This window comes from Lysobacter sp. cf310, from assembly GCF_900114355.1.
In the GTDB taxonomy this organism is placed as follows: Bacteria; Pseudomonadota; Gammaproteobacteria; order Xanthomonadales; family Xanthomonadaceae; genus Lysobacter.
Map to the genome: position 1 here is coordinate 1,079,751 of NZ_FOSS01000001.1, position 25,103 is coordinate 1,104,853.

Below are 25,103 nucleotides of genomic sequence, written 5' to 3' on the forward strand. Positions count from 1 at the left end.
GGGGTGGGCGTTGAGCGCCGGCTCGGGCTGCTCCGTCGCTTCGCACTCGAAGTGCAGTCTAAATATCCAGAGCTAATACGAACCTGACCCAAGTTTTCCGTAGCGATTACTCATACACTGCATACACGCCATCGAATTCCCACTGACTGACGCCTTCTGCCCCTTTACTCAAGTAGCCAGGGTCAATAGGAACGTGCAGGTCGACGCCACGACTCAAGCACTCAATGACGGCCGCTTTCTCGTCTGGAGATTGCCGCTCCCACCATCGCGGAGAGAAAGCGGTGTTCTCGCAGTTGGAGACAACCATGCGGAACATGGCATCCGCTCCCGCCCTCTGGTCCTCGTGGATGACAGCCGCAAGTGATCCAATGAATTTGCGGCATGTCGGAGCGCTCGACTTTTGCCAGGCGAACAAGAAGCCCCATCCGTGCTGGACGGGCGCAGAGCAGAACGTTAGGAGGTCATAGCGGCACTCAGGATCCGCCAGATCCTGCAGCGGCTGCCCCAAGAAATCGAACTCAGGGTAGAACAACCCCGAGAACGCAACAGTTTGCGGTTGCTTGCTCGTGAAAAGAAGGTATTCGATATCAAGATATTTCTTGCTAGATATTGCCAGATCGAACTGCGATTTGTGAGATCGCAGGTTCTCCAGCGAGATCGACGTCCCCGCTTTCATTATATCTAAGGTCGGGCGCATGGCGCTTCCTTCCGGGAGATCCCTGATCTGGCTTTCTATGAGATCTAGCGCGTTTTCCTTGACGAAGACTTCCCTGCACAGCGACCTGTAGGCATAGAGAAGAACCTGCTCGCTTGTCGGTACTAACGGCGTCTTGTCTATCGGAGCGAACAACTCATTGTCATGCCTGTTGCAGAATCCATTGAAGGTCGAGACGCCGCCTATTCCATGCCTAACGAGGGAGACTCCACCATCGTTTTTCTTGATGCCCCCCACATTCATCGATAACGCGTAGACATGCCCTTCGTGCGCAATGACGGAAAGCTGTCCATTCTTCTGGATTGAGTGAGCGCTTATGAACTCGCCACACTGCTCCCCGCTTGCGTAATGCAGACACCGCCCGGTCTTCGACAACTTCTTCTTCCTACCGACGTAGGTATTGAGATCAAAAAGTTGTGGCTGGTCGAACGGCATTGGGCCCGACTCAGATTTTCCATCTAGCGACCAGCATATGTAGGCGATGGCGATGCCTTTCTCCTGCGCAACTCGAAACTGAGCAAGCCCAATATCGCGATCTGTGAAATCCGCCTCTACAACTTCAACAATTGGAACTTCCTCGTCAATGACTGTCCATTCGCCTTTCGCAACGAAGAAGCGCGCCTTTGAATAAGCAGAAATTTCGTTGTCTGCAATAACCCAGCATGCGGCATAAGCACCAGCTACGGCAGAGTAGTGCAGGTTGTGCGTGGTGGGGGCGACCTGGAATCTGACGAAGAACGTTGCCCGATTGGGCACGGAAGTGACGCAATGCTCGCCCGTTCTCTCAACCATACGTAGACATCACTTCCTAACATAGAATTGTTCAACGAGATGTTCAACAGGCGTAAGTCCAATGGCAGTACCGCCTTGCAGGCATCGCCCCACCCCGGCGTCCCGGTGCCTCGGATTAACGAGATTGCTCACTCACATCTTTCACACCTTTCGCTTCGGCGCGCACACCACTATTTCGGCTCCTAGGATTCTCGTTCGTGCGCTGGATACTTCTCCAGACAAAGCGTTTCACTCATCCAGTAGTTTCTCGCCAGTCCAATTGCGTCTTCATCACTCAGGCCAAGGAGCGCAAGAATCTCCAGGTTGGATAGGGCCGCAATGAAATCACCATAGCGCAGCAAGATCCAGTTCTTCGCAGCCTTGTCCCTGAGGTCACCAGCGGCGTGCGCGTAGTAGTGGCGACTGTCCTTTATCTGCCTGAGGGCATCATCTGATGGCATGACTTTGAACGCGGCAGCCCATCGCGCTCGGATGTCCTGAAGGCGTTCCAGCAACGAAAATTCCTTCTTGGTCATGCGCGTAGTGCGCAGCTTATGTAGCTCTTCCAGCGCCGCGACGTTCCAGAGAAAGTGCAGGATGATGTCCTTCCTGTCCCGGTCGAAGGCCGCGAAGTATCGTTCGAACGCTTCGGGATAGGCTTGATGTACCTCGAACCAGCGCATCAACAACGCCGGGAAGCGATCCCGTATGTCGTCGAACTGCGCCAACTGCTCGTCCCATTCGAACTTTCTTGGCTTGACCGCATGCAGCGATGAGTGCCTGATTTCAATATCCGGAACCCCCCGCTCGATGTCTGCCTCGTCGATGACCATCAGATGCGTATGCGGCAGATGCTGCTGGGACAGGAACTCCAAGAACCTTCGCAGGCGGTACATCAGCTCCCACAGTCGCTCGAAGGGCAATCGCGTGGGCGACAGAATCCGAAAGCCCATCGGGCGATCCACGTGGAATTGCTCTGAGCCCCAATTGCCAAACGGCACTGTAGCCGAATAGAACCTTTCGAGAGCGAGTCTGTCGGGCAAGGGGTAGCGCGTCACCTCAAACGCCTTGAAGCGCACGACCGTACTGGACTGGTCCCCGATGTCGGCGTCGAAGCACTGTTCATGGAACCATGTTGGGCTACCTGGCAGTCGGAACTGCACGCCTCGACCGCCCAAATCCTTGCGCAGTGTGCCGAGCGCAATACGCGTGGATTCGATCTTGGAGGACACTACGGTACCGTCGCCCTTTCTGCTGGCGGATGCGAAGCAGTTGAACAAGGTTGCCATTTCGTGCCGCCCTTGGAGCTTGGCGAAAACGATGGCGTCAGCCAGCAGACCGGTCGGGGTCAGAGCCCCCTCCAAGCGCACCGTGGCGCCAGCTTCGTCGAAGTCCAGGACGCCGGAAACTGCAGTTTCCTCACTCTGACTGGGTAGCCAGAAGCGACCCAGATACGAGTGTGGCGTATCCGTATTTCTCAAGCTGCCTCCTCACTCGCTAGCCGAGCGATTGCGAGCATGGTCAGGCGTCCTCGTTGGTCCCGACACCATGTTGCGCCAAGCTATTTTTCCGCAAGTTGTCTGCAATGACTGTCGGCAATATAGATGGTGTTGCGAATGACACGCTCGCGTGTGTAAATGCGTGCACATAAACTGAACACGATAAATCGCAACTAACTGAAAATTCAAGAATTTCCGCCAAGTCCATCATCGGAGCGATGGACAGGCGCAATTGCGCGGCGGGAATGGCGGGAATGGCGAGGGCGGCGGTCATTGCGGCCATTGTAAGGGCTGCTAGCGGAGCCCCGGCTCTGGGGTGCCGCCCCAAGGCCCTGGCAGATCTGTGTTTGACCGCCGCGCCGGGCGCGCCGCGTTGGCCTAGGGGCGGACTCAAGACCGCGCTGGATACGCGCTGCGGGCTGCATCGCGCCTGCACTTGAGATTCGAACGTCCCTCAGTCGCCGTTTCTTCCACTCCGGACGCGCGACGCGAAACGGAAGGATGCCGAGATGTCGCACCGTCCTCTCATCAACCCGCCGCGCTACGCGCTCGACTGGTCGTACACCGTCGCAGTGGCGGCCCTATTCGCGAACCTACCGGCGCACGCCAGCTGTGAAGAACGCCCCGGCACGCCGACCGATCTAGTCGCCGCGCCACTGTCCCCCACCGCCATTCGCCTGAGCTGGAGGAACACCACCGGCCGGGCGGCGGCGGGCGCTGCAAGCGGCCATACCATGTATTTCGACTTCCACGTACGCGACCTCTACGGTGGTGATCTAGGTCGCGACCTGACCGGGGACGGGCCCCATTCCAACCTCCTGTACGGCGGTATCACCAGTCGCGAGTTCGATGGCCTCAACATGGGCACGGACTATTGCTTCTACATGCACGCGCGCACCGCGGCGGGCACCCAGGGCTGCGTGTCGCAGCAGCCCTCGTCCGCCGCCTGCACCGCAACCCTAGTACCGGCCGATTCCGTGCCCAACGGCTGCAAATCGGGCTACGTCTGGCGCACGGCGACGCCGGCCGACGATGTCTGCGTCACACCCGAGGTGCGCGCGCAGACCTTGGCCGACAACGAGCTCGCAGCCAGCCGGCGGGTTGCCCCGCCAGGCTTCAACCCCGATACCTGCCGGATGTCCAGCCTGGATGGCTCGGACCGTCAGCCCAAGGAATGCTGGGCCTTCAACGTTCCCTGCATTGCGCCCTATGTCTGGCGCCGGGCCACGCAGGACGACTATGTGTGCGTGCCGGTCGAAACCGCACAACAGGCTGCCAGCGACAACGCACGCGGGCCCGAGCGTCGTCCGACCCGAGTGTCCGCCAACGCGGTGCCGCCATCCGCGCCGGATCAAGCGAATCCGCCGCCGACGCAGCGCACCTGCTCCGGCCAGCTGTATGCGCAGGCCGAGTACTTCGATATCCACTACAGCAACGGCAACGGGTGCAGCCGCACGGATCGCGTGATCGCCAACTCGCAAGGAGAAGCCATGATGTGCGGGCGCGCAACATACGGCGACGCCTTCGAGGAAACCGCGCCGACGACGTTCCGCGTCAGCGGCACGACCAGCCCCTCCGGTTGCCGGGGTTTCACCATCAGCGCGAGCAGCGAAGACAACGCACTGCAATGCGCGGCCGCGGAATGCGGCGTAGACTGCGAGACCGCGATCGGCGAGTGCCCTTAGTCGTCCATGACCAGCGATCCGCCGCCAGTCCCGTGACGCTCGCGGGTCTGAAATTGTCGACGGGCCGCACTGCCGCTAACGTAGGGCCGTCGACGACAGGGAGCGGGCATGGCCTACGCAGTGCTGGTGCTGGCGGCATGGGGCATGGTGTTCCTGCGCCTGCCGGTGTGGCTGGCGCTGCTGCTCGGCCTGGGCAGTTTCGGCTTTGGCGCGGTGCTGGTGGTGTTCGGCGCCGCCGGCGCTTATTGGAACAGTCATATGGCGCCCGGCAACGACGGCGCTTACTGGACCCTGGGAACGGGCGTGCTGCTGTTGCTGGCCGGCATCGCAATGCTGGTCAGGCCGATGTTGCGTGCGCCGCCGGAGCCCTGAGCCCACGCCCGGCCCGTTCCGGCGCATGCGGGAACCGCGAGCCGCGCGCGCCGGCCTCACGCACGACCGACCCGCAGCTGAATCGCTTGGATGCAAACCGCCCTGAACAGGCCGACGCCGACGGCCGCGTCACCGCGCGCGGCGGAACCTCAGGGCGCAGGGGCTGCATCGAAGGAGGCCCGTCATGAAACCGCAGATCCGCGCCTATGCCCTGGCGCTGGCCGCCGCGCTGGTCGCGACGCCGGCTCTGGCCCAGGAAACCGCCAAGCCGAAGACGATGAGTTCGGCCGAGAAGATCGCCGTGATCGACAGCAACCGCGACGGCATCGTCACCGCCGAGGAGCATGCCGCAGGCGCGCGCGCGATGTTCGAGCGGATGGATGCCGACCACGACGGCAAGGTCAGCGCCGCCGAAATGGATGCCGCGCATCGCGCGATGAGTCAGCAGCAGCCGCCCAAGGCCAACGCCGACGATCCGCCGCCGAACGAGCGGCCGATGGACAACAAGAAGAAGGAGTGAGCGCGTGCGCGACTCGCGCCGGCCCTATTCCGGCGGGTGCCAGACCATGTAGACGTCGGCGCGGGCGTAGTGCGAGCCGGGACGCGGCGCCGGGTAATGACGGAAGCCGACGCTTTCGTACAGCTTCAGCGCGGGCGTGAGCTTGGTGCTGGATTCCAGGAACAGTTCGCGCCCGCCCAGCGCCTGGAAGCGTTCCAGCGCGCCCAGCATCAGCAGGCGCCCGATGCCGCCGCCGCGCAGGCGGCTGTCGACGGCCATCTTGGTGAGCTCGTAGACGCCATCGCCCTCGTGCTTGAGCGCGACCGTACCGAGCGCGCGCTGCGCTGCGTCCACCGCGAACAGCACACGCCCGCCGTCGGCGAGCAGATGGGTTTCTGGATCGTCCAGCACCGCGCGGTCGATGGCCTCGACCACGAACCAGCGCTGCAGCCACTCCAGGTTGAGGCGGGCGAAATCGGCGCGCCACTGCGGGGCGAAATCGACGATGCGGATATCGGTGGCGGGGACGCGTTCGCTCATGCGGCCATCATAAAGCCGCCCCAGCCCGCCGCGTGGACGCGTCTAGTGCTTGCCCGGGGCCTTGCGCGGGTCCGGCCCCTTGGCCTTGTCGGCGCCCTTGCCCTTGCCGGCCTCGCGCGCGGCCTGCGGCGGCTGCGCGCGCTTGCTCTTCACGCTGGGCCGATTCGGGAAATCCCGGCGCAGCTCGGCGTCTATCGCGATCGGACGGCCCCAGCGGTCGTAGGTGGGCACGAAGCCGCGCTTGAGGCGGTGGAACTCGGGCGAGCCGGGCTTGATGCCCATGCGCTGCGCGACCGCGCCCCAGCCCTCGCCGTGGCTGCGTTCCCATTCGTCGACCACGTAGCGGCAGGGACGGCCCAAGACCTGCGCCAGCGCGCAGGCGTAGTAGACGTCGCCCGGCGCCCAGCGGCGCGCGCCCAGCAGTTCCGACACCAGCTCGCGCGGCGCGCCGTAGTTGCGCACCATCTCGTCGACGAAGGGCTCGCGGTAGCGCGTGCCGTAGCGGTTCACGTCGCCCAGCCAGGTATCGACCCAAGCGTCGCCGCTGCGCGGATCCCAGCCGAAGGCGTAGTCCTGCGCCCAGCTCTGGCCGATGCCCAACACCGCCGCGATCGAGGCCAGCAGCGCGAGCATGCGCACGCGCAGGCGCGAGCGCGGCGGCTGGGGCGACGGTGCGGCGGCGCGGTCCATGCTCAGCGCGAGATCACGAATTTGCCGAAGGCCACGCCCAGGTCCCAGCCCTCGCCCTTGCCGGCCAGGGCCAGCGAAACCTCGCCCTTGGTCATGACCTGGGCCTTGCTGGACTTGACCGCGCCGGCATGCGCCTCGGCGGTGGCGTAGGTGCCCAGGATCTCGGAGATGTTGTGCACGCCGGAGAACTCGCCGACGCCGTTCTCGATCTTGGACTTGCCCACGGTCAGACCGCCGCCCTTGGCGCTGATCTTGACCGCCATGCTCTGGCCGTTGCTGCAGCTGACCGTGCCGCTGCCGGAGGAGGTCTTGTAGAACACCGACCAGCCCGACAGATTGAAGCGCAGCTTGCAGTCGACGTGGCCGGCGGCCTGCGCCGCGGGGGCCCAGGCGGAGGCCAGGCCGGCGACGGCCAGGCTGGCGCACAGCAGTAGCGATTTCATGAGGGACGACTCCTTGCGGGCAGGGCCGCAGGCTAGCACCGAACGCGGTGCGCGGCAGCAGGCGAAACGACGGCACCGCGGGTCGCGGTGCCGTCGGGTGGGCGCTTAGTCGTCGTAGCGCCTGCGGTCGTAGCGGCTGTCGTAGTAGCGGCCGTCGTAGTAACGGTTGTCGTAGCGGTTGTCGTAACGGCGATCGTGGCGACGGTCGTAGCGGGCGTCGTAGTACTCGGTGCGGCACTTGCCGTACTGGTTGCAGTTGGCGGTGCGGTAGCCAGGACGGTACTGGTTGCGGTAGCCGTAGGCGTTGCCGTACGGCGGCTGCGCATAGCCGTGGCGCGGCACGTTGCGGTAGTAGGTCGGGCGGCCGTAGCGGTCGCGCACCACGATCAGGCGATCGTTGTAGCCGTAGTTGCCGTAACGGTAGTACGGGGTGTTGCCGCGGATGATCACGTCGGCCACATCGACGATCACGCGGGCGAGGTCGTCGCTCTGCGCCATTGCCGGGGCCGGCGCCATCGCGACCACGCCGAAGCCGGCGGCCACGACCACCGGGGCGAGCCATCGGGACAGTGCGGTCATGTCGTTCTCCTCAAGCCTGCACCATTGCAGGCATGGGGCGACGATGCGACCGCGACGGTGAACGATTTCGTAATTTCGCGGTTCCGCGCCGGAACCGCTCAGCCGGCGTTGGGCTGGCGTCGGCGCCCGTTCAGGCGATGGCCGCGCGCGCCAGTTCGCGCACCGCCTCGGGCAGCGCGGCGGCGCCGTCGACGCGGCGCAGGCGCGGCGCGTCGGCCGCGATCTCGGCCTCGTTCTCGTGCGCCCAGGTCACGTGATACGGCATGTGGATGCCCCAGCCGCCCAGCGCCAGCACCGGCGCGATGTCCGAGCGCAGGGAATTGCCGATCATCACGAACTGCTCGGCGCTCAGGCCGAACTCGTCGAACAGGCGCGCATAGGTCGCGGTGTCCTTTTCGCTCACGATCTCGATGCGACGGAACAGGTCGGCCAGGCCGCACTGCTTGACCTTGGCTTCCTGATGGAACAGGTCGCCCTTGGTGATCAGCACCACGTCGTACTCGCCGGCGATCGCGCGCACCGCCTCGGGGATGCCGGGCAGCAGCTCGACCGGATGCCGCAGCAGGTCCTTGCCCAGGCCGACGATGCGGTGCAGGTCGGCGGCGCTGATGCGCTCGCCGGTGATCTCGACCGCGGCCTCGATCATCGACAGCACCATGCCCTTCACGCCGTAGCCGAACAGCGCGATGTTGCGCTTCTCGACTTCGTAGAGGTGCTGCTGCACGCCCGCGTCGTGCAGGTCGACGTAGGCGCCGACGATGCGCTCGAAGTCGAGCTGGGCCTGATCGAAGTAATCCTGGCTGCGCCAGAGCGTGTCGTCGGCGTCGAAGCCGACCAGCCGGATGGCGGCCGCATGCGTGCGATTCATGCGCGCATTATGCCGCGCGCGCGGCCCGACGAAAAACCGGGACCGCAAACAGGAAGGGCGGCCCTAGCCGCCCTTCCTCCGCAGGGGAGTCCACACCCCCGGGTTCCACTATGACCGAGCGTGTATCAGCCGCCGTGCTTGGCCGGCTTGCTGCTCTGGGCCTTGGCCACGTAGGCCTTGTACTCGTCGGCGGTCAGCGAGCCGTCGGCATTGCTGTCGGCCTTGTCGAAGACCTGGCCCAGGGCGGGCACGCTCGAGGCCTCGGTCTTGCTGAGGTTGCCGTCCTTGTCGACGTCGACATCGCTCCAGCTCTTCTTCTGCGGCGCGGCGGCGGTCGCAGCCGGCTCGCTGGTCTGGGCAGCGGTCGCATCGGTCGCGGCGGCGGCCGCGGCATCGGTGCTCTGCGCCTGCTCGGCCGGCGGAGCCTGCTCGGCCTGCTGCGCGAACGCGAGCGGAGCCGACAGGCTGGCGACGAGGGCGAAAGCACCGATCAACGACTTGCGGGACAGGGTATTCATGCGATCTCTCCTGGAGGTGATGTGTTGCGCGGATGTCTGAAAGCTTGGGGGTCACCGCACGACTGCACCTTGCCGGCCCGCGTCTGAACCGATCGCGCGCGCGAAGCGTTAAAGCTACGTTCGCTTAACCACACCGCGCGCGAATGACGTTAGGCGAGCCCGCCGAAATACGGCAAAACGTGACCCAGGACGGCATTGCGCGGGGTCGCGCTGTGCGCCGATTGGCTGAACGCAACACAACCTTTACGAAATCGCGCGTCGGCCGCTCATGCGCGCATGCGTTCGCGGGCGCCGCGGCGATGCGCGCGCACGCACCGGCGTCGAAGCCGGTCGCGGATTCGACGTGACGGCCGGCACGGCGCGTCCACGCTCAGGCGCTGTCGAAGCTCACCGCGTGCGCGAGATCCGGCGCGAAGCGGCTCAGGCAATGCAGTGCCTGTTCGTCCAGAGCCGCGCGCTGCGGCTTGGACAGCGACGCGAACGGGACGATCGCGATCGTCGCCGCGTCCTTGCCGCGCTCCATGCTCCAGGTGCCGGCCACGTAGCCGTCGATCAGCACGGTCGCACGCACGATGCCGTTGCGGGTGAACACCGCCGCCTTGTGGCGTTCGTCGAAGATGCGGCTGCGGTCGGCGTGGGCGAGCAGCAGGTTGTCGAAATCGGCGAGCAAACGCGGTGGCGCGGGCGCGTCCGGCTCCGGTGCCGGCGCATCCACGGGATCGAACAAGGTCGCGCCTGCGGCATTGCGGTAGGTGCGCAGGCGCGGACGCAGGCGCTCGACGATCGCGCGCACGCCCTGCAGGCCCGACCAGGCGGCGATGTCCTGCGCCGTGGCCGGCCCGAACGCGGCCAGATAGCGCAGCACCATCGCCTCGCTGGCGTCGTCCGCGCTCAGGGGCTGGCCCAGCCAGTGCGCGGCCGGCGCGAAGGCGGCGGGGCGATGCGAGTCCCAGATCCCGGCCGGCGGCACGTGAATCAACGGCTCGACGCCGCGCACCCAGCGCGCCATCGCCGCCGCGTCGCGCTGCGGCCATTGCGGCTGCAGCGCCGCGCCCAGCTCGGTCGCGTTCAAGGATGCGCGCGCCAGCAACGTCAGCCCGGCCGCGCCCAGCGCATCCAGGTCCATGCCCTGCACCGCGCGGCCCTGATCGCTTTGCAGGAACAGGCGCCGCAGCATCGGCTGCAGGGTCGCGCGCCAATCCAGATAGTCGCGCGCGCTGACCAGATGCAGGGTGCCGCGCATCATGGTCGCGCGCACCACTTGGCGCCCCTGCATCAGCTCGGTCAGTTGCTGCGGGCGGAACGCCGCCAAGCGCGACCACAAGCCCAGATACGGCGGGTTCGGCGCCTGCGCCTGCAGGCCGCCCAGGCGCTCGATCATCGCCAGCGGCGATTCCGAGGACGGCCGCAGCAGCGACTGCCGCTGCAACAGGGCGCGATTGAGCGCGCGCGTGTCCAGCGTGTCGCCGGCCGGGCCGCGCGCGGCGGCGGTTTTGCTTGCGGGCATGGTCGCGGACTGAAAGGACTGGATCGAACGATAGCCGGATCCGCGGCGATTCGTCGCCCAGGCCGTACCGGTGCTCAGTCCGACGCAACGTGCGCGCGGACCGCAGGTGTCAGCCGCCCTTCGGACACTTCGGCGGCCAGTCCTCGTCGCCCTCGCCGCGCAGCAGGAACAACTCGCCCGAACGCTCGCCTTTGGTGTCGCGCGCGAACAGCATCGAACGCCCGCTGGGCGAAAGCAGCGCGCCGATCTCGCTGCCGTTGACGTTGATCTGCGGGCCCAGCCTGGTGCGCGGCGCCCACTTGCCGCGCTTGCGGTGGCTTTCGTAGAGGCCGTCGCCGGCCATGAATACGATGCGCTCGCCGCCCGGCGCGATCAGCGGCTCGTACTCGTCCTCGGCGGTGTTGAGCTGGGGGCCGAGGTTCTCGAGCTTCCAGGCGCCCCGCGCGCCCTGGCGCGCACGCCACAGGTCGGTCTTGCCGTAGCCGCCGGGGCGGTTGCTGGAGCCGAAATAGAGCCAGCCGTCGGCGGCGGGGCGCGGGAACCATTCGGCGCCGGGCGAATTGACCGGTGCCGGCAGACGTTCGGGTTTGCCCCAGCGCCCGTCGGCGTCGCGATCCACGCGCCAGATATCCAGGTCCTTGCGCGGCACGCCGTCGACCGAGCGCGAGGAAATGAAATACAGGCTGCGTCCGTCGGGCGTGAACCAGGGATCGGCTTCGACGCCGTCGCCCGCGAACGGCGGCGATGCGGGTTCCGACCAGCCGTCGGCGCCGCAATGGCTGGTGTAGATGCGCCAGCCGCTGAAATCGGGGCGGCTGCGCACGAAGTACAGATCGCCGTTGCGCGGATCGAAGGCCGGATGCGATTCGAACTGCGCGCTGGAGATGCGCGCCGGCTGCCAAGGCAGCACCTCGGCGGCGTGGGCGGAGGCCGCGAGCCCCCAGCCCCATAGCAGACACCAAGCCGCAGCGCGGCCGCCCACTCTTGCGCTCATGCCTCGTCCTCTGCGCTGACGCCGACTTGCGGCTCGCCCTCCTCGTCGATGGCGACGGAGACGACGATGGGACGGCAACACACCTGGCAGTCCTCGATGTAAGTCTGATCGCCGGCGGAGACGTCCAGCAATAGGCCGATCGTCTCCCCGCAGTACGGGCAGCTCACGTCGATGAAGGGCTGCATGGACATCGCTACCAGCCGACGCGGTAGGTCTGGCCGGTCTGCAGGCCTTCGACGCTGCGCACGAAGGCCAGCGCGGCGCGCGCGGCCGACACCGGCTCGAAACCGCGAAAGTAGGGGGCATAGTCCGGCATCGCCTCCTCGATCACGGTCGGGCTGACCGCGTTGATGCGCAATCCGCGCGGCAGCTCGATCGCGGCCGCGCGCACGAAGGCTTCGATGGCGCCGTTGACCAGGCTGGCGCAGGCGCCGGCGGCGATCGGTTGTTCGCTGAGGATGCCGGTGACCAGGGTGATCGAGCCGGCGTCGCGCAGGCGCGTCTGCGCCGCGAGCGCCAGGTTGACCTGGCCCATCAGTTTGTCGCGCAGGCCCAGGCCGAAAGTGGAGGTCTCGATCGGCGCGGGCGCGATCCGACTCAGCGGCGCGAAGGCGACGTTGCCGGCCACGCAGACCACCGCGTCCAAGGGCCCGGCCTGGTCCAGTGCGGCCTCGATGCTGGCCGGATCGGCCAGGTCGATGCGCACGTCGCCGGCGCTGCGGCCGGCGCCGATCACCTCATGGCGTTCGGCCAAGGCGGCCGCGACCGCGCGCCCGATCACGCCGCCGGCGCCGATCACCAGCGCGCGCCGGCGCGCACCCTCGTTGGCCGCGGGCGCGCTCACATCGGCGTCTTCGGCTGCACCGTCGGCAGGGTCTGGTCGGCCGCCGGCACCAGCAGCACTTCCACCGGCTGGCCGGGGTTATGGCTGCGAATGCGGAACTCGCTCGCATCGAGCTTGAGGATGTCGGTCGGATAGGACTGGCCTTCCTCGATCAGGGTCAGCTGACCGCCGTCGAACGTCCATTGCGCCTGCAGCGGCGTGCCGCCGGGGCCATCGATCACCAGGGTGCCGTCGGCGATGAAGGCATAGGTGGTGCCCTTCTCGACCGTGGCCGACTCCTTGACCTCCCAGACCTTGCCGGCGAACTGCGACGGCGCGGGCGTGCTCGCGGCGGGCGCCGTCGTTTCGGCGGCCGGCGTCGGCGCCGCGGCGGTCTCGGCGGCAGGCGTGGCGGCTTCCGGCGACGGCGTGGGTTTGCAGGCGGCCAGACTCAGCGCGGCCAGGGCGGCGAAGGCGTAAGCGGTACCGGAATAGCGACGCATGCGGAGCTCCATGAATGCGGTAAGCGATGGATCGCACCTTAGCACCGCGACGTTAACGCCAAGCGCAGGCGCGGCGCCCTCACGTCGCGGTAACCCGAGCGCGCCCAAGCTCGCCGCGACGGCCGGGCGACGACGCTGCGAGCTTGCGCGTGCTCGGCCGCCATCGGCACGATGCGCGGCGCCATACGGCGCATCGCGACTCCAAGGCGAAACATCGTCAGGAGGAAGCATGAAGATCCGACACGTGTTCAGCACGCCCGATCTCGACAGCGCCCAGGCCGCGATGAACGCCGCCCTGGAAGCCGGCGTGCACGACGACGACATCCTGTTGATCGCGCGCTCGGACATCGAGCTCGAATCGATCCCCAACGAACGCAAGGAAGCCGACACCGACCTGATGCCGGCCGCGTTGCGCGGCGCCGGCATCGGCGGCGCGGCCGGACTGGCGGCGGGCCTGGCGGTGGTCGCGGCCACGCCGATCGCGCTGACCCTGGCCGGCGCGGCGGCCGCGACCATGGCCGGCGCGATGGTCGGCTGCTGGGCCTCGGCGCTGGTGGGCTCGTCCCTGCCCGACCCGATCCGGCGCAAGTTCCACGACGAGATCGAGGCCGGCCGCATTCTGGTGGTGGTCGACGGCAGCAAGGAACTGCTGACCGCGGCCGAACCGCGCATCGTCGCCCAGAGCGGCGCCACGCCGTTGCCGTTCGAGGCGCACAAGGCGGCGGTGGCCTGACGGCGCAGCGGATGTCGCGTGCGCGTCAGCGCTTCTTGGCGGCGCGCTTGCGCTTGGGCTTGGGCGCGAGCGCGGCGCGGTAGTTCTCGTGCAGGGCCTGGACCTTGGCGATGTAGGCCTGGGTCTCGCGGTACGGCGGCACCCCGCCGTAGCGCGCGACCACGCCGATGCCGGCGTTGTAGGCGGCCGCGACCAGGGTCAGGTCGCCCTTGTAGCGGCGGATCAGCTGCTTGAGGTGGCGCGCGCCGCCGTTGATCGATTCTTCGGCCGAGAACGGATCGACCACCCCGTATTCCCGGGCCGTGGCCGGCATCAGCTGCATCACGCCCTGCGCGCCCTTGGGCGAGACCGCGGCCGCGTTGAAGCCGCTCTCGGCATGCGCGATCGCGCGCAGCCAGGCGTCGTCGACGCCGGTGGCCTTGGCGGCGGAACGGAACTGCGCGGCGTACTTGTCCAGCTGCGGCTTGCCGACCTGGCCCAGGCCGACGTGCGCGGGTTCGCCCGGCGGCGTTTCCACGGTGAACGACAGCACCTTGGTCGAGCCGGGCAGATTGCGCGTGCTGTAGACGGTCTGGCCGTCCTGCTGGCGCTCGTAGAGGGTGCCGTTGATGACGCCCATCGAGCCCCACAGGTTGGGCACCTTGGCGACGTTGTCGTCGAACTCGCGCGCTTCGCAGCGCGAGCCCGGTTCGGGCGCGGTCGCCAGGCTGACCGAGCCGTCGCGGCCGACGCAGCGGTAGACCTTGCGCGCGTGCGCATCGCCGGCCGCGCCCAAGGCGAGCGCGGCGCCCAGCGCGAGCGCGAACGGCAGGGGCAGTCGGCGGTTAATGCGCGGCCGCCGCGGCGCCGGCCTGCAGCGCGACCACGCGCACGTCCACGCGCTTGCAGTCGTTGTCCTGGCAGATGCCGTTGATCCAGGCCTCGCCGTTGCCGAACATCACGCCCTTGCCGCTGACGGCGAGCTCGGCGTACTTCTGCTCGGTCACGACCTGGGCGATCGCCGGCGTCACGATCTGGTCGTAGGCGGCGACGAAGGCGGCCGCGTCCTGGATCTTGGTCGGCTTGCCGGCCAGGGTCGCGTTGAACGGGTAGTCGGCCATCTTGGCCACCGCCGCGGCATCGTGCGCGGCCACCGCTTTCTGGAAGGCGAGGATCGCCGGCTCGTACACGGCCGGATCGCCCAGCACTTCCTCGATCGACTGATTGACCTGGGCGCGGCCGGCGTCGTCCGCGGGCGCGGCCGGCGCGCTCGCAGCAGGCGCAGGCGCGGGATCGGCCGCGGGCGCAGCGGCGGCAGGCGCGGCCGCGGGCGCATCCGCCACGGGCGCGGCGGTCTCGGCGGGCGGCGTGGGCTTGCAGGCGGCCAGCAGGGCGACGGTGGCGGCGGTCAGGATCAGCGCTCTCATCGGGTCGATCTCCTTGGGGTCGGCGGCCAGCGGCGGCCGAGGCGTGCGGATAGTAGCGCCGCGGCGGTGATTGCCGGCCTAACGGGCGCCCAACGGGTGTCGGCGGTCGCGATACCGCGCGTCCGCGCTGGATTCGCGGACGCGGACTCGGGCACTCTGGCCCTCACGCTCCCGCCCGGTGATGCCTTGGAACCGTCCTCGTCCGATCGCACCGGCGCGCGCTCCGCCGACACCGCCCCCTCGACCCTGCGCGCGGTCAGCCGCTGGCAGTTGCTGGGCCTGTCGATCAACGACGTGGTCGGCAGCGGCATCTATCTGCTGCCGGCGACCGCGGCCGCCTTGCTGGGCCCGTCCAGTCTGTGGGCGGTGCTGCTGGCCGGCTTCGCGGTCGGCCTGCTGGTGCTGTGTTACGCCCAGGCCGCGAGCTATTTCGATCAGCCCGGCGGCGGCTATCTGTACGCGCGCGAGGCCTTCGGCTCGTTCATCGGCTTCGAGGTCGGCTGGATGCTGCTGCTCACGCGCATCGCCACCGCCGCCGCGCTCAGCAACGGCCTGGCCGAGGCGGTCGCGCACTTCTGGCCGGGCGCTGCCAGCGGCGCGGGCCGTATCGCCGTGGTGGTGGGTTCGCTGGCGCTGCTGGTGGCGATCAACCTGGTCGGCGTGCGCGCGGCCGCGCGCGCGGGCGTGCTGCTGGCGATCGCCAAGCTGCTGCCGCTGTTCCTGTTCGTGCTGCTGGGCGCCAGCCACTTCGACGCCGCGATCGCCGACAGCGCCGGCGCCCTGCCCGGCGACGCGATCCCCTTGCGCAACCTCGGCGAGGCCGCCTTGCTGCTGCTGTTCGCCTACGCCGGATTCGAGAACCTGCCGGCGGCCGCGGGCGAGTACCGCAATCCGCGCCGCGACGTGCCGTTCGCGCTGCTGACCATGATCGCCTCGGTCACCGCGATCTACTTCGCGGTGCAATGGGTGGCGCTGGGCACCTTGCCGGGCCTGGCCGAATCCAAGGCCCCGCTGGCCGAGGCCGCCGCGCGTTTCGGCGGCTGGTGGCTGGCGCTGATCCTGACCGTGGGCGCCAGCGTCTCGATCCTGGGCACCAACAACAACACGGTGATGATGGCGCCGCGCTATCTGCTGGCACTGGCCGCCGACGGTTACGGGCCGCGCGCGCTGGCGGCGATCCATCCGCGCTTCCGCACGCCCGCGGTGGCGATCCTCAGCATCGGTGCGATCTCGCTGGCGCTGGCGCTGTCGGGCTCGTTCGTGCAGCTGGCTCTGCTGTCGGTGGTCTCGCGCCTGTGCACCTACCTGGGCACCGCGGTCTCGGTGCTGGTGCTGCGGCGCCGCCACGGCGACCGCCCCGAAGCGCTGCAACTGCCGGGCGGGCCGCTGATCCCGATCCTGGCGACCCTGCTGTCGCTGGGCCTGCTGGCCAGCGCGAGTTGGAAGAACCTGGTCGCGGCCGCGATCGCACTGGCGGTCGGCGCGGTCGTGTATCTGCTCCGCCGCAAGCCGGACGAAGCCCCCGCCGGATAAGTCGGCTGGGTCGTGCGTACCGGCCCAGGGGCGGCGGGCGCGCGGCACAACACGTGCACCGAAAGTTCGCCAAATCGTCGCGAATGCAATCGAACGTGGGCGATGCATAGGGATTTCTCCCGATTGACCCTCCTTCTCGGCGCCCGGCACTGTCGGCCGCAGGGGCGCTACCGCGCCCTCGCCTGCCGTCGTCCGGCCACGCCAGCGCCGGGCGGCATCCGAATCCGCTCACTGGAGAGCCCCATGCGATCGCAGCACCCGACCCTCCGCCACGCCGCACTCGCCCTCGCCCTGTCCGCCGCCTGCCTGTCCGCGCCGGCGTGGTCGGCCGAACGCGTGAATCTGGGCGCGCTGGGCCTCAACGGCCCCGTCGACGGCTTCATCGTGCGCTACCGCAGCGGCAGCGCCAGCCGCAGCGACGCCGGCGTATTGCAGCGCAACCTCAACAACGCCGCGACCGTGTTCGGCCGCGCCAAGCCGCTGAGCCTGCAGCGCGAGCGCAGTCTGGGCATCGGCGCCGAACTGGTGCGCGCCAGCACCCTGCTCGACAGCGTCGAGGCCGCGACGCTCATGCGCCAGATCGCGACCAATCCCGACGTGGAGTACATCGAGCCCAATATCCGCCTGTACGCGATCGCGACCCCGAACGATCCGCAGTTCTCCAGCCAGTACGGCTTCGGCACCGGCGCCGGCGGCAGCAACGCCACCACCGCCTGGGACAGCGGCCATCTCGGCCAGGGCAAGATCGTGGCGGTGGTCGACACCGGCATCACCTCGCATCCGGACCTCAACGGCAACGTGCTCGCGGGCGGCTACGACTTCATCAGCAGCGCCAGCACCGCCGGCGACGGCAACGGCCGCGATGCCGATCCCTCCGATCCGGGCGACTACACCACCTTCCTGCAGTGCGGCATCGCCAATCCGCTGCCGACCAATTCCAGCTGGCACGGCACCCACGTCGCCGGCACCGTCGCGGCGGTGACCAACAACGCCACCGGCGTCGCCGGCATGGCCTACCAGGCCAAGATCCTGCCGGTGCGTGTGCTCGGCCGTTGCGGCGGCACCCTGGCCGACATCATCGACGGCATCGTCTGGTCCTCGGGCGGCACGGTCGCGGGCGCGCCCGCGGTCGGCGCCAACAAGGCCGACGTGATCAACATGAGCCTGGGCGGCAGCGGCACCTGCAGCGCGGCGATGCAGGCGGCGATCGACGGCGCGGTCTCGCGCGGCACCACCGTGGTGGTGGCCGCCGGCAACAGCAATGCCGACGTGTCCGGCGCGACCCCGGCCAGCTGCAACAACGCCGTCGTGGTCGGCGCCACCGACTCGGCCGGCGCCAAGGCCAGCTTCTCCAGCTACGGCACCGGCGTGGACGTGTCCGGCCCGGGCGTGGACATTCTGTCGACCCTCAACCTGGGCACCAAGGGCCCGACCACCGCCGGCTATGCCTCCTACAGCGGCACCTCGATGGCAACGCCGCACGTGGCCGGCCTGGTCGCGATGATGCTGTCCAAGCCCGGCACCGATCCCACCCCGGCCCAGGTCGAGGCCTTGCTGAAGGCCAACACCAAGCCCTTCGGCGCCACGCCGGCGCAACCGATCGGCACCGGCATCATCGACGCCAAGAAGACCCTGGACGCGACGCCGTAACGGCAGCGCCGCACGAACGAAGAACCCCGGCGCGAGCCGGGGTTTTTCGTTGCGGTCGCGTGCTCAGGGCGCGCCGCCGCAGGTGGCGTTGGCGCAGACGTTGCGCTGCTCCAGCGCGCGATCGATCGATCGCTTGTCGGCGCGGTCGCGATCGGCCTTGCGTTGGGCGACGGTTCTGCACACGCGCTCGACGCGGTTGCTGCCCATCGACTTCACCCGCTCGCAGACCACGCGCTCCTCGGCCGACTGCTTGGGCGCGGCCTCGATCCAGGCCAGGTCGTCGCCGACCTGGGCGCGCTGGCTCTCGTCCAGCTGCTCGTAGCTGCGCCCTTCCAGCAACTTGAACAAGGCGTTCTGGCGGCTCACGACTTCGCGTCGTAGATCGGTCGGAAGACGGCCGTAGGCGCCGCTGCCGGCGTCGATGTCGCTGCGGATCTGGCGTTGCTGCGCCAGCACGGCGGCGGTGTCGAACGGTGCCTCTTGCTGAGCGACGGCGATGGGCGCGATGCACAAGCTCGCGACCAGGATCAAACTCAAACGAAATGCGCGCATGGTTTCCTTGCCTGCAAAGAGGCCGGACGACCGGTCGCGCCCGTCTCGTGTCTGTGCGGGCGCGCGCGTCCCCGGTCGCCCGCGCCGACGCGTGGGTGCGCGCCGGCACGATCGATCCTAAGTGAGGGTGCGCGCGCGCAGACGCCGCAACGCGATGCCGCCAAATTCGGACAAGTCGCTCAGGCCGCGCAGTCCGCGACCGCCGCATCGGCGCGCGCCTGCGCCGACATCAGCCACAGCGACAGGGCGATCGCGACCGCGACGATCGCCGCCGCCGCATAGCCCAGGGCGCCGACGCCGATCGCGTCGATCACGCGGCCACCGACCAGCGCGCCCACGCCGATGCCGAGGTTGGCGCCGGAGATGTTCAACGAAGCCGCGAACGCGGACGCGCCCGGCGCGGCCTTCATCACCCGCACGTGGCTGACGATGAACAAGGCGGCCTGGGTCACGCCCCACACCGTCAGCGCCAGGATCAGCCCCCAGGTCGAGCCGATCGCGGGCACCACCGCCAGCAGGCCCAGCGCCATCGGCGCGCTGAACAACAGCGAGGCGCCGATCGGATTGCGGTCGACCAGGCGCCCGCCGATGCTGTTGCCGATCAGGCCGACCGCGCCGAAGGCCATCAGGGTCCAGCCGATCCAACTGCCATCGAAACCGGCCAGGCGCTCCAGCAGGTCGGCCAGATAGGTGTAGGCGGTGAACATGCCGGTGAACAGCAGGGTCGACAGCAGCACGTGGCCGATCAGCAGCGGATCGCGCAGCACCCGGAACTGTTCGGCCAGCGGCGAATGCGCGCGCTCCAGCCGGCTCGACGGCAGGAAGACGTACAGCAGCGCGGCCTTGCCGAACGCGACCGCCGCCAACGCGGCAAAGGCCACGCGCCAGCCGTAGGCGTCGGACACCAGGGTGCCGATCGGAACGCCGAGCACGGTGGCGCAGATCACGCCGAAGGAAATGATCGAGATCGCGCGGCCGGCGCGTTCCTGCCCGACCAGGTCCACCGCAGTCTCGCTGGCCAAGGCCCAGAACACCGGCACGCCCAACGCCGGGATCAGGCGCGCCAACGCCATCACCCCGATGTTCGGCGCCAGCGCCGCGGCCAGGTTGGACAGGCCGAACAGCAGCAGCACGATCACGAACAGACGCTTGCGCTCGAAGCGCGAGAAGTAGGCGGTCAGGAACGGCCCGCTGGCGGCCACCGCGAACGCGAACAAGGTCACCAGCAAGCCGGCCTCGGGAATGCTGACGCCCAGATCGCGCGCCAGCGGCGGCAGCAGGCCGACCAGGATGAACTCGGTGGTCAGCACGGTGAAACCCGCGGCCGACAGCAGCATGATGGGTAAGAGCAGCACGTGAGGCTCCGAAGCTTGCGAATAGGGCGCGGCCGCGAGCGCCGCCGACGAAGGCGGGCTGCGCGACGATGGCGGGGGTGGTGGCGGATCGCGCTGCGATCCACGCTGCGGGCTTTGCAATCTAGACGGCGCGCATGCAGCGATAAACGCGAATGGCGCCGCGTCTGCGTTCCAGCAACGGATCAATCGGCGCAAGCCCGCGCCGCGCATGGCTTTGGCGGGAATTCGATGTTGTGGGAATCACTATCCCAATTCGTCGTACGTCATTGCCGCGCGCCGCGGTGGTCGTGGTTGCGGTAGCGACCGCACGAAGCGCGGTGCGGGGCGATGATGCGGTTCGCCTTCGGCTCTGCGCATCCTACGGTTGGGCCTCAGACCGAGGCGGCGATGTGATCGCGCAGCCAGCGCTGGGCGGGATCGCGGTGCGAGCGTTCGTGCCACAGCATGGACATCTCGTAGCCCGGCAGCTCCAGAGGCGGCTCGACCACGCGCAGCGTGGGCGCGTCGCGCACCAGCCGCTCGGGCAGCAGCGCGACCAGGTCGGTGCTGGCCACGACCGATTTCACGAACAGGAAGTGCGGTACCGACAGCACGACCCGGCGCGCCAGACCCAACGGCGCCAGCGCTTCGTCGGTGACGCCGTGAAAGCCGCCGCCGTCCGGCGACACGATGACGTGCTCCAGCGCGCAGAACTGCGCCAGAGTCGGGCGGCGCTTCAAACGCGGATGACCGGCGCGCCCCACCAGCACGTAGCGTTCGGTGAACAAGGCGCGTCGACGCAAGCCCTCGGGGGCGCCGTGGGTGGTGTGCAGGGCCAGATCGATTTCGCCCTGTTCGGCCTGCCTGGCCACGCGCGAAGGCTGCATCTGCAGCACCGCCAGGCGGCAGGCCGGCGCCAGCGCGCGCAGGCCGTCCAGGGCCGGCAGCAGCACCGCCGACTCGCCGTAGTCGGCCGAGGCCACGCGCCAGGTCTGCTGCGCCTGCGCCGGATCGAAGGGGCCCTGCGGCGACACCGCGCGTTCGACCGCCTCCAGCGCCTGCCGCAACGGTTCGCGCAAGGCCTCGGCGCGCGCGGTCGGGCGCATACCGCGCGGGCCCGGCAGTAGCAGCGGATCGCCGAACAGATCACGCAGCTTGGCCAGGTGCACGCTGACCGAGGGCTGCGAGAAATTCAGGCGTTGCGCCGCACGCGTCACGTTGTGCTCGGCCAGCAGCGCGTCCAGGGTGACCAGCAGGTTGAGGTCCAGCCGCCGGAGATTATCCATCGACATACCTGGAATATTGAGAATTCATTTCCAATATACCGTGGCGGCTCCTAGCCTGCGCGCATCCCCTCCCCGAGATCCCGCATGAACGTCCTGCTCGTCTACGCCCATCCCGAGCCCCGATCCTTGAACGGCGCGCTCAGGGACTACACCGTCGAACGCCTGCGCGCGGCCGGTCACGAGGTCCAGGTCTCGGACCTGTACGCGATGAACTGGAAAGCCGTGCTGGACGGCGACGATCACCTGGACCGCGCCGCCGATGCACCCTTTCATCCGGTGCTCGACTCCAAGCGCGCCTACGACAGCGGCCGCCAGAGTCCCGACATCGCCGCCGAGCAGGACAAGCTGCGCTGGGCCGACGCGGTGATCCTGCAGTTCCCGCTGTGGTGGTTCACGATGCCGGCGATCCTCAAAGGCTGGGTCGATCGCGTCTACGCCTATGGCTTCGGCTACGGCGTGGGCGAGCACTCCGATGTGCGCTGGGGCGACCGCTACGGCGAAGGCACCCTGGCCGGCAAGCGCGCGATGCTGATCGTCACTACCGGCGGCTGGGAATCCCATTACGGCCCACGCGGCGTCAACGGCCCGATCGACGACCTGCTGTTCCCGATCCAGCACGGCGTGCTGCACTACCCGGGCTTCGACGTGCTGCCGCCGTACGTGGTCTACCGCACCAGCCGCATGGACGAACAGCGCTACGCGGCGGTGCGCGACGGTTTAGGTGAGCGCCTGGACGCGCTGTGGACGACCGCGCCGATCGGGTTCCGTCGCCAGAACGGCGGCGAGTACGAAATCCCCGCGTTGACCTTGAAGCCGGAAATCGCGCCGGACCGGATCGGATTCCACGCCCACATCGTGTAAGCGACGACCACTCGGCCCCCACACAGCACGCTCTTCTCCCCCTTCGAAAAGGGGGATCAAGGGGGATTTGCTGTTGCCCCCGTCCCCGCCGGCATCGCCATCAACTGCCGCTGCAGATCGAACAGGATCTCCTCGTCGCCGTCCAGCCAGCCCTCGCTGTCCTGGCCGCGGTAATGGCGATGAAAGGCGCGTTGCGCCGCGGCCGGATCGCGCAGGTCGTAGCCGATGGTGCGCAGCGCCGCCCAGCGGTCGAAACCCGCCGGCGCGGCGGCGCGCTCGGCGCGCGGCCACAGGCCGAAGCCGGCCTCGGCCAGACGCGACCATGGGAACAGCGCGCTGGGATCGTGCTTGCGCGTGGGCGCGATGTCGCCGTGGCCGACGATCAGCTGCGGCGGGATCGCCAAGCGCTGGGTGATGTCGCGCAACAGGCGCAGCAGGGTCTGGATCTGCGCCTCGGCGAACGGCGCGCTGCCGTCGTTGTCCAGCTCGATGCCGATCGAGGCCGAGTTGAGGTCCTCGATGCCGCCCCAGCTGCCGGCACCGGCATGCCAGGCGCGGTCCTGTTCCGATACCAGCTGATACAGGCGGCCGTCGGCGTCGATCAGGTAATGCGCGCTGACCCGGCGCTCGCCGTCGCCCGCGCTGAGCACGCGCAAGGCGCCCTCGGCGTTGTCCATCTCGGTGTGATGCAGCACGATCAGCTGGGCCCGGCGCGGGCCGTAATTGGGCGAGCCGTGCCATTGCGCGAGCGGGTTGCGCTCGGGCACGCTCGCGCAAGCGCCGAGGACCGCGATCAACAACGCCGCAACGCATAGACGCAGCGCATTCACAGGCCGCGCGCATGCGGCGTTTTCAGAGTCGAGCTCTACGGAAACGAGCTTCCTGGAGACGCACCGTCTGGAAGCGAATGTGTGGAAACCGACTGCCGACTGCACCATCGCGCTCCGTTCGCATCGCAGCCGGATCGTCGCACAGCGCCCGCTCGCAGGCGAGTCGGCGGATCGCGATCACGACCATGGCGGCCTTCGGCGCCAGCCTGTCGCGGCCTACGGCCAGGACGCGGCGGGCCGCGGTGTCGGAGGCCGCCGCCCTCGCCTATTCGAGGGTCGTCGCGCTCGCGTCGGCCGCGGGGCGGCGGATCTGGCGGCGCAGGCCGATGCCGTACACCAGGTAGTAAGCGACCAGGGTCGCCGCGATCGCCATGGTCAGCGGGCTGGCTTGCGATGTCGGCATACCGCTGGAGAACGCACCGCCGGCCCAGCGCCAGGCCAGGCGCCCGATCAGCAGCAAGGACAGCGCGCCGCCGATCCAGGGATTGGGCGTGTAGTAGGCGTCCTTCAGGCAGGGCTCGACGTGGGTATGGCGCAAAGCGAATACGCCGATCGCGGCGCCGATCAGGCTGCCCGCGAGCACGCCCGGCCATACGTGCGGCAGCATGACCGCGCCGAAGATCAGGGCCGCCATCGCCACGCCCAGGATCGCCATTCGCACCAGCGCACGCGTGGGCCGATAGGCCTGGCGGCCGAACTGGCTGCGGATGCGGCGGTAGTAGATCCAACCGATGCCCGCGGTGGCGAGGATCGGGGTCATGGCGGGCAGGCTCAGTTGCATGGTCGCGCTCCAGGGTTCAGGCGCACTTTGCGCCGGCACCGCCGCCCAGGCTAGGTGCCGGAGGTCACTTCAGGCGCTAGCCCGCCTTGATCTTGTGGCCGCCGAACTCGTTGCGCATCGCCGCCAGCAGCTTGTCGGCGAAGGAATCGCTTTCGCGCGAACGCAGGCGCTCCAGCAGCGAGGCGGTGATCACCGGCGCCGCCACGTCCAGATCGATCGCCTCGGCCACGGTCCAGCGGCCCTCGCCGGAGTCCTCCACGTAGGGCGCGATGCCGTCCAGGGCCGGATTCTTGCCCAGCGCGTCCGCTCCCAGGTCCAGCAGCCAGGAACGCACCACGCTGCCGTGGCGCCAGATCTGCGCGACCTGGTGCAGGTCCAGATCGAAGCCGGGCTTGCGCTGCATGATCGCGAAGCCCTCGGCATAGGCCTGCATCAGGCCGTACTCAATGCCGTTGTGGACCATCTTGGTGAAATGCCCGGCGCCGCTGGGCCCGACCCGGCCCCAACCGCGGTCCGGCGCCGGCGCCAGGGTCTCGAACAGCGGACGCAGGCGCTCCACCGCGTCCTCGTCGCCGCCGATCATCAGGCTGTAGCCCTCGGCCAGGCCCCAGATACCGCCGCTGGTGCCGGAGTCCACGAAGTGCAGGCCGCGTTCGGCCAGCTCCGCCGCACGCCGCATCGTGTCCTTGTAGTTGGAGTTGCCGCCGTCGATCACGCTGTCGCCCGGGGCCAGCAACGGCAGCAGCTGGGCCAGGGTCTCGTCGACGATGCGACCGGCCGGCACCATCAGCCACAGCACGCGCGGCGCGGGCAGCGCCGCCACCAGGTCCGCCAGCGTCGCCGCGCCGGCGATACCGCGCGCGGCCGCCTGTTCGCGCGCCGCCGCGCCGGGATCGTAGCCCGTCACCCGATGCCCGCCGCGCAGCAGGCGCTCGGCCATGTTCGCGCCCATCCGGCCCAGCCCGACCATACCCAGTTCCATCGCCCGCTCCCGCTATGAGGTTGTGGCAGTGTATGGGGCCGGCCGGGCGAGCCCGCAACACGCTCCTCACGCAGCACTGCGTTGCACGCATGCTGCTGACAGGAACTGACACGCGCCCGGGCGATCATGGCCCACACCCAGCGAGGACC

Annotated in this window: 29 protein-coding genes; 7 read left to right on the plus strand and 22 right to left on the minus strand. The window is 68.5% G+C overall.

What is annotated here, in order from left to right:
- Window positions 1–106: 106 nt before the first annotated feature.
- From BMZ45_RS04775 to BMZ45_RS21070, 3 genes are all read right to left on the minus strand, one after another.
- Window positions 107–1,507: a hypothetical protein gene (locus BMZ45_RS04775; RefSeq protein WP_139215385.1), complete on the minus strand. Its 1,401-nt coding sequence runs from the start codon at window positions 1,505–1,507 to the stop codon at window positions 107–109.
- A 182-nt stretch (window positions 1,508–1,689) separates the two neighbouring features.
- The gene (locus tag BMZ45_RS04780) at window positions 1,690–2,967 is read right to left on the minus strand and encodes an ApeA N-terminal domain 1-containing protein (RefSeq protein ID WP_091633034.1); all 1,278 of its coding nucleotides are present in this window, start codon (window positions 2,965–2,967) and stop codon (window positions 1,690–1,692) included.
- A gap of 40 nt (window positions 2,968–3,007) precedes the next feature.
- A complete protein-coding gene (locus tag BMZ45_RS21070) occupies window positions 3,008–3,259 on the minus strand; it encodes a hypothetical protein (protein ID WP_139215386.1) in 252 nt (83 codons plus the stop codon).
- Between the two features lie 235 nt (window positions 3,260–3,494).
- On the opposite strand from BMZ45_RS21070, the gene BMZ45_RS04785 reads away from it, so the two are divergent.
- The 3 genes from BMZ45_RS04785 (at window position 3,495) to BMZ45_RS04795 (ending at window position 5,562) form a co-directional block, all read left to right on the plus strand.
- Window positions 3,495–4,670: a fibronectin type III domain-containing protein gene (locus tag BMZ45_RS04785; RefSeq protein WP_139215387.1), complete on the plus strand. Its 1,176-nt coding sequence runs from the start codon at window positions 3,495–3,497 to the stop codon at window positions 4,668–4,670.
- A gap of 108 nt (window positions 4,671–4,778) precedes the next feature.
- On the plus strand, window positions 4,779–5,042 hold the full coding sequence (locus tag BMZ45_RS04790; protein WP_091633039.1) for a hypothetical protein: 264 nt from the start codon (window positions 4,779–4,781) through the stop codon (window positions 5,040–5,042).
- 184 nt (window positions 5,043–5,226) lie between these two features.
- Window positions 5,227–5,562, plus strand: a complete 336-nt coding sequence (locus BMZ45_RS04795) for a hypothetical protein (RefSeq protein WP_091633041.1) — start codon at window positions 5,227–5,229, stop codon at window positions 5,560–5,562.
- Window positions 5,563–5,586: 24 nt separating this feature from the next.
- Here BMZ45_RS04795 and BMZ45_RS04800 read toward each other — a convergent pair whose 3' ends face one another.
- The 11 genes from BMZ45_RS04800 to BMZ45_RS04850 form a co-directional block, all read right to left on the minus strand.
- Window positions 5,587–6,081 (minus strand): GNAT family N-acetyltransferase, encoded by a 495-nt coding sequence (locus BMZ45_RS04800; RefSeq protein ID WP_091633044.1) that lies wholly within the window; start codon window positions 6,079–6,081, stop codon window positions 5,587–5,589.
- A 42-nt stretch (window positions 6,082–6,123) separates the two neighbouring features.
- Complete coding sequence (locus BMZ45_RS04805) at window positions 6,124–6,771, minus strand: hypothetical protein (RefSeq protein WP_091633046.1); 648 nt, start codon at window positions 6,769–6,771, stop codon at window positions 6,124–6,126.
- Between the two features lie 2 nt (window positions 6,772–6,773).
- Entirely contained in the window at window positions 6,774–7,214 is a 441-nt protein-coding gene (locus tag BMZ45_RS04810) for a hypothetical protein (RefSeq protein ID WP_091633049.1), read from the minus strand.
- A 105-nt stretch (window positions 7,215–7,319) separates the two neighbouring features.
- Entirely contained in the window at window positions 7,320–7,793 is a 474-nt protein-coding gene (locus tag BMZ45_RS04815) for a hypothetical protein (RefSeq protein WP_091633051.1), read from the minus strand.
- Between the two features lie 130 nt (window positions 7,794–7,923).
- Complete coding sequence (locus tag BMZ45_RS04820) at window positions 7,924–8,661, minus strand: HAD family hydrolase (protein ID WP_091633053.1); 738 nt, start codon at window positions 8,659–8,661, stop codon at window positions 7,924–7,926.
- Window positions 8,662–8,786: 125 nt separating this feature from the next.
- Window positions 8,787–9,179: a hypothetical protein gene (locus BMZ45_RS04825; protein WP_091633055.1), complete on the minus strand. Its 393-nt coding sequence runs from the start codon at window positions 9,177–9,179 to the stop codon at window positions 8,787–8,789.
- A gap of 370 nt (window positions 9,180–9,549) precedes the next feature.
- Window positions 9,550–10,686 carry a winged helix DNA-binding domain-containing protein gene (locus BMZ45_RS04830; protein ID WP_091633058.1) on the minus strand — a complete coding sequence of 379 codons (1,137 nt, stop codon included), beginning with the start codon at window positions 10,684–10,686 and terminating at the stop codon, window positions 9,550–9,552.
- A gap of 109 nt (window positions 10,687–10,795) precedes the next feature.
- Window positions 10,796–11,680, minus strand: coding sequence for a TolB family protein (locus tag BMZ45_RS04835; protein ID WP_091633061.1), 885 nt, complete (start codon window positions 11,678–11,680; stop codon window positions 10,796–10,798).
- The gene (locus BMZ45_RS04840) at window positions 11,677–11,871 is read right to left on the minus strand and encodes a CPXCG motif-containing cysteine-rich protein (RefSeq protein ID WP_056178582.1); all 195 of its coding nucleotides are present in this window, start codon (window positions 11,869–11,871) and stop codon (window positions 11,677–11,679) included. The genes BMZ45_RS04835 and BMZ45_RS04840 overlap by 4 nt, the downstream gene beginning before the upstream one ends.
- A 2-nt stretch (window positions 11,872–11,873) precedes the next feature.
- Window positions 11,874–12,524, minus strand: coding sequence for a short chain dehydrogenase (locus BMZ45_RS04845; RefSeq protein ID WP_091633064.1), 651 nt, complete (start codon window positions 12,522–12,524; stop codon window positions 11,874–11,876).
- A complete protein-coding gene (locus tag BMZ45_RS04850; protein ID WP_139215388.1) occupies window positions 12,521–13,006 on the minus strand; it encodes a hypothetical protein in 486 nt (161 codons plus the stop codon). Before BMZ45_RS04850 ends, BMZ45_RS04845 begins: the two co-directional genes overlap by 4 nt.
- 229 nt (window positions 13,007–13,235) lie before the next feature.
- Here BMZ45_RS04850 and BMZ45_RS04855 point away from each other — a divergent pair, with 229 nt between their 5' ends.
- Window positions 13,236–13,739 (plus strand): hypothetical protein, encoded by a 504-nt coding sequence (locus BMZ45_RS04855; protein ID WP_091633069.1) that lies wholly within the window; start codon window positions 13,236–13,238, stop codon window positions 13,737–13,739.
- 25 nt (window positions 13,740–13,764) lie between these two features.
- Here the strand turns inward: BMZ45_RS04855 and BMZ45_RS04860 are convergent, their stop codons facing one another.
- Together BMZ45_RS04860 and BMZ45_RS21955 are read right to left on the minus strand one after the other, a co-directional pair.
- Window positions 13,765–14,514: a lytic transglycosylase domain-containing protein gene (locus BMZ45_RS04860; protein ID WP_254776528.1), complete on the minus strand. Its 750-nt coding sequence runs from the start codon at window positions 14,512–14,514 to the stop codon at window positions 13,765–13,767.
- A gap of 49 nt (window positions 14,515–14,563) precedes the next feature.
- The gene (locus tag BMZ45_RS21955) at window positions 14,564–15,145 is read right to left on the minus strand and encodes a hypothetical protein (RefSeq protein ID WP_175488919.1); all 582 of its coding nucleotides are present in this window, start codon (window positions 15,143–15,145) and stop codon (window positions 14,564–14,566) included.
- 246 nt (window positions 15,146–15,391) lie between these two features.
- Between BMZ45_RS21955 and BMZ45_RS21960 the strand changes: the two genes are divergently transcribed.
- Both BMZ45_RS21960 and BMZ45_RS04875 read left to right on the plus strand, forming a co-directional pair.
- On the plus strand, window positions 15,392–16,678 hold the full coding sequence (locus BMZ45_RS21960; RefSeq protein ID WP_254776564.1) for an APC family permease: 1,287 nt from the start codon (window positions 15,392–15,394) through the stop codon (window positions 16,676–16,678).
- A 243-nt stretch (window positions 16,679–16,921) separates the two neighbouring features.
- The gene (locus BMZ45_RS04875; RefSeq protein ID WP_175488920.1) at window positions 16,922–18,328 is read left to right on the plus strand and encodes a S8 family peptidase; all 1,407 of its coding nucleotides are present in this window, start codon (window positions 16,922–16,924) and stop codon (window positions 18,326–18,328) included.
- 63 nt (window positions 18,329–18,391) lie between these two features.
- Here BMZ45_RS04875 and BMZ45_RS04880 read toward each other — a convergent pair whose 3' ends face one another.
- The 3 genes from BMZ45_RS04880 to BMZ45_RS04890 form a co-directional block, all read right to left on the minus strand.
- Window positions 18,392–18,880 carry a hypothetical protein gene (locus BMZ45_RS04880; RefSeq protein ID WP_139215389.1) on the minus strand — a complete coding sequence of 163 codons (489 nt, stop codon included), beginning with the start codon at window positions 18,878–18,880 and terminating at the stop codon, window positions 18,392–18,394.
- Window positions 18,881–19,059: 179 nt separating this feature from the next.
- Complete coding sequence (locus tag BMZ45_RS04885; protein WP_254776529.1) at window positions 19,060–20,235, minus strand: MFS transporter; 1,176 nt, start codon at window positions 20,233–20,235, stop codon at window positions 19,060–19,062.
- Window positions 20,236–20,606: 371 nt separating this feature from the next.
- Window positions 20,607–21,500, minus strand: a complete 894-nt coding sequence (locus BMZ45_RS04890) for a LysR family transcriptional regulator (RefSeq protein ID WP_091634111.1) — start codon at window positions 21,498–21,500, stop codon at window positions 20,607–20,609.
- An 84-nt stretch (window positions 21,501–21,584) separates the two neighbouring features.
- Between BMZ45_RS04890 and BMZ45_RS04895 the strand changes: the two genes are divergently transcribed.
- Window positions 21,585–22,361 (plus strand): NAD(P)H-dependent oxidoreductase, encoded by a 777-nt coding sequence (locus BMZ45_RS04895; RefSeq protein WP_091633084.1) that lies wholly within the window; start codon window positions 21,585–21,587, stop codon window positions 22,359–22,361.
- Between the two features lie 56 nt (window positions 22,362–22,417).
- Here BMZ45_RS04895 and BMZ45_RS04900 read toward each other — a convergent pair whose 3' ends face one another.
- From BMZ45_RS04900 to gnd, 3 genes are all read right to left on the minus strand, one after another.
- Window positions 22,418–23,128, minus strand: coding sequence for an N-acetylmuramoyl-L-alanine amidase (locus BMZ45_RS04900; protein ID WP_254776530.1), 711 nt, complete (start codon window positions 23,126–23,128; stop codon window positions 22,418–22,420).
- A 328-nt stretch (window positions 23,129–23,456) separates the two neighbouring features.
- Window positions 23,457–23,972, minus strand: coding sequence for a hypothetical protein (locus BMZ45_RS04905; RefSeq protein ID WP_091633089.1), 516 nt, complete (start codon window positions 23,970–23,972; stop codon window positions 23,457–23,459).
- 76 nt (window positions 23,973–24,048) lie between these two features.
- Window positions 24,049–24,954 carry a phosphogluconate dehydrogenase (NAD(+)-dependent, decarboxylating) gene (gene gnd / locus BMZ45_RS04910; RefSeq protein ID WP_091633091.1) on the minus strand — a complete coding sequence of 302 codons (906 nt, stop codon included), beginning with the start codon at window positions 24,952–24,954 and terminating at the stop codon, window positions 24,049–24,051.
- Window positions 24,955–25,103: the final 149 nt, after the last annotated feature.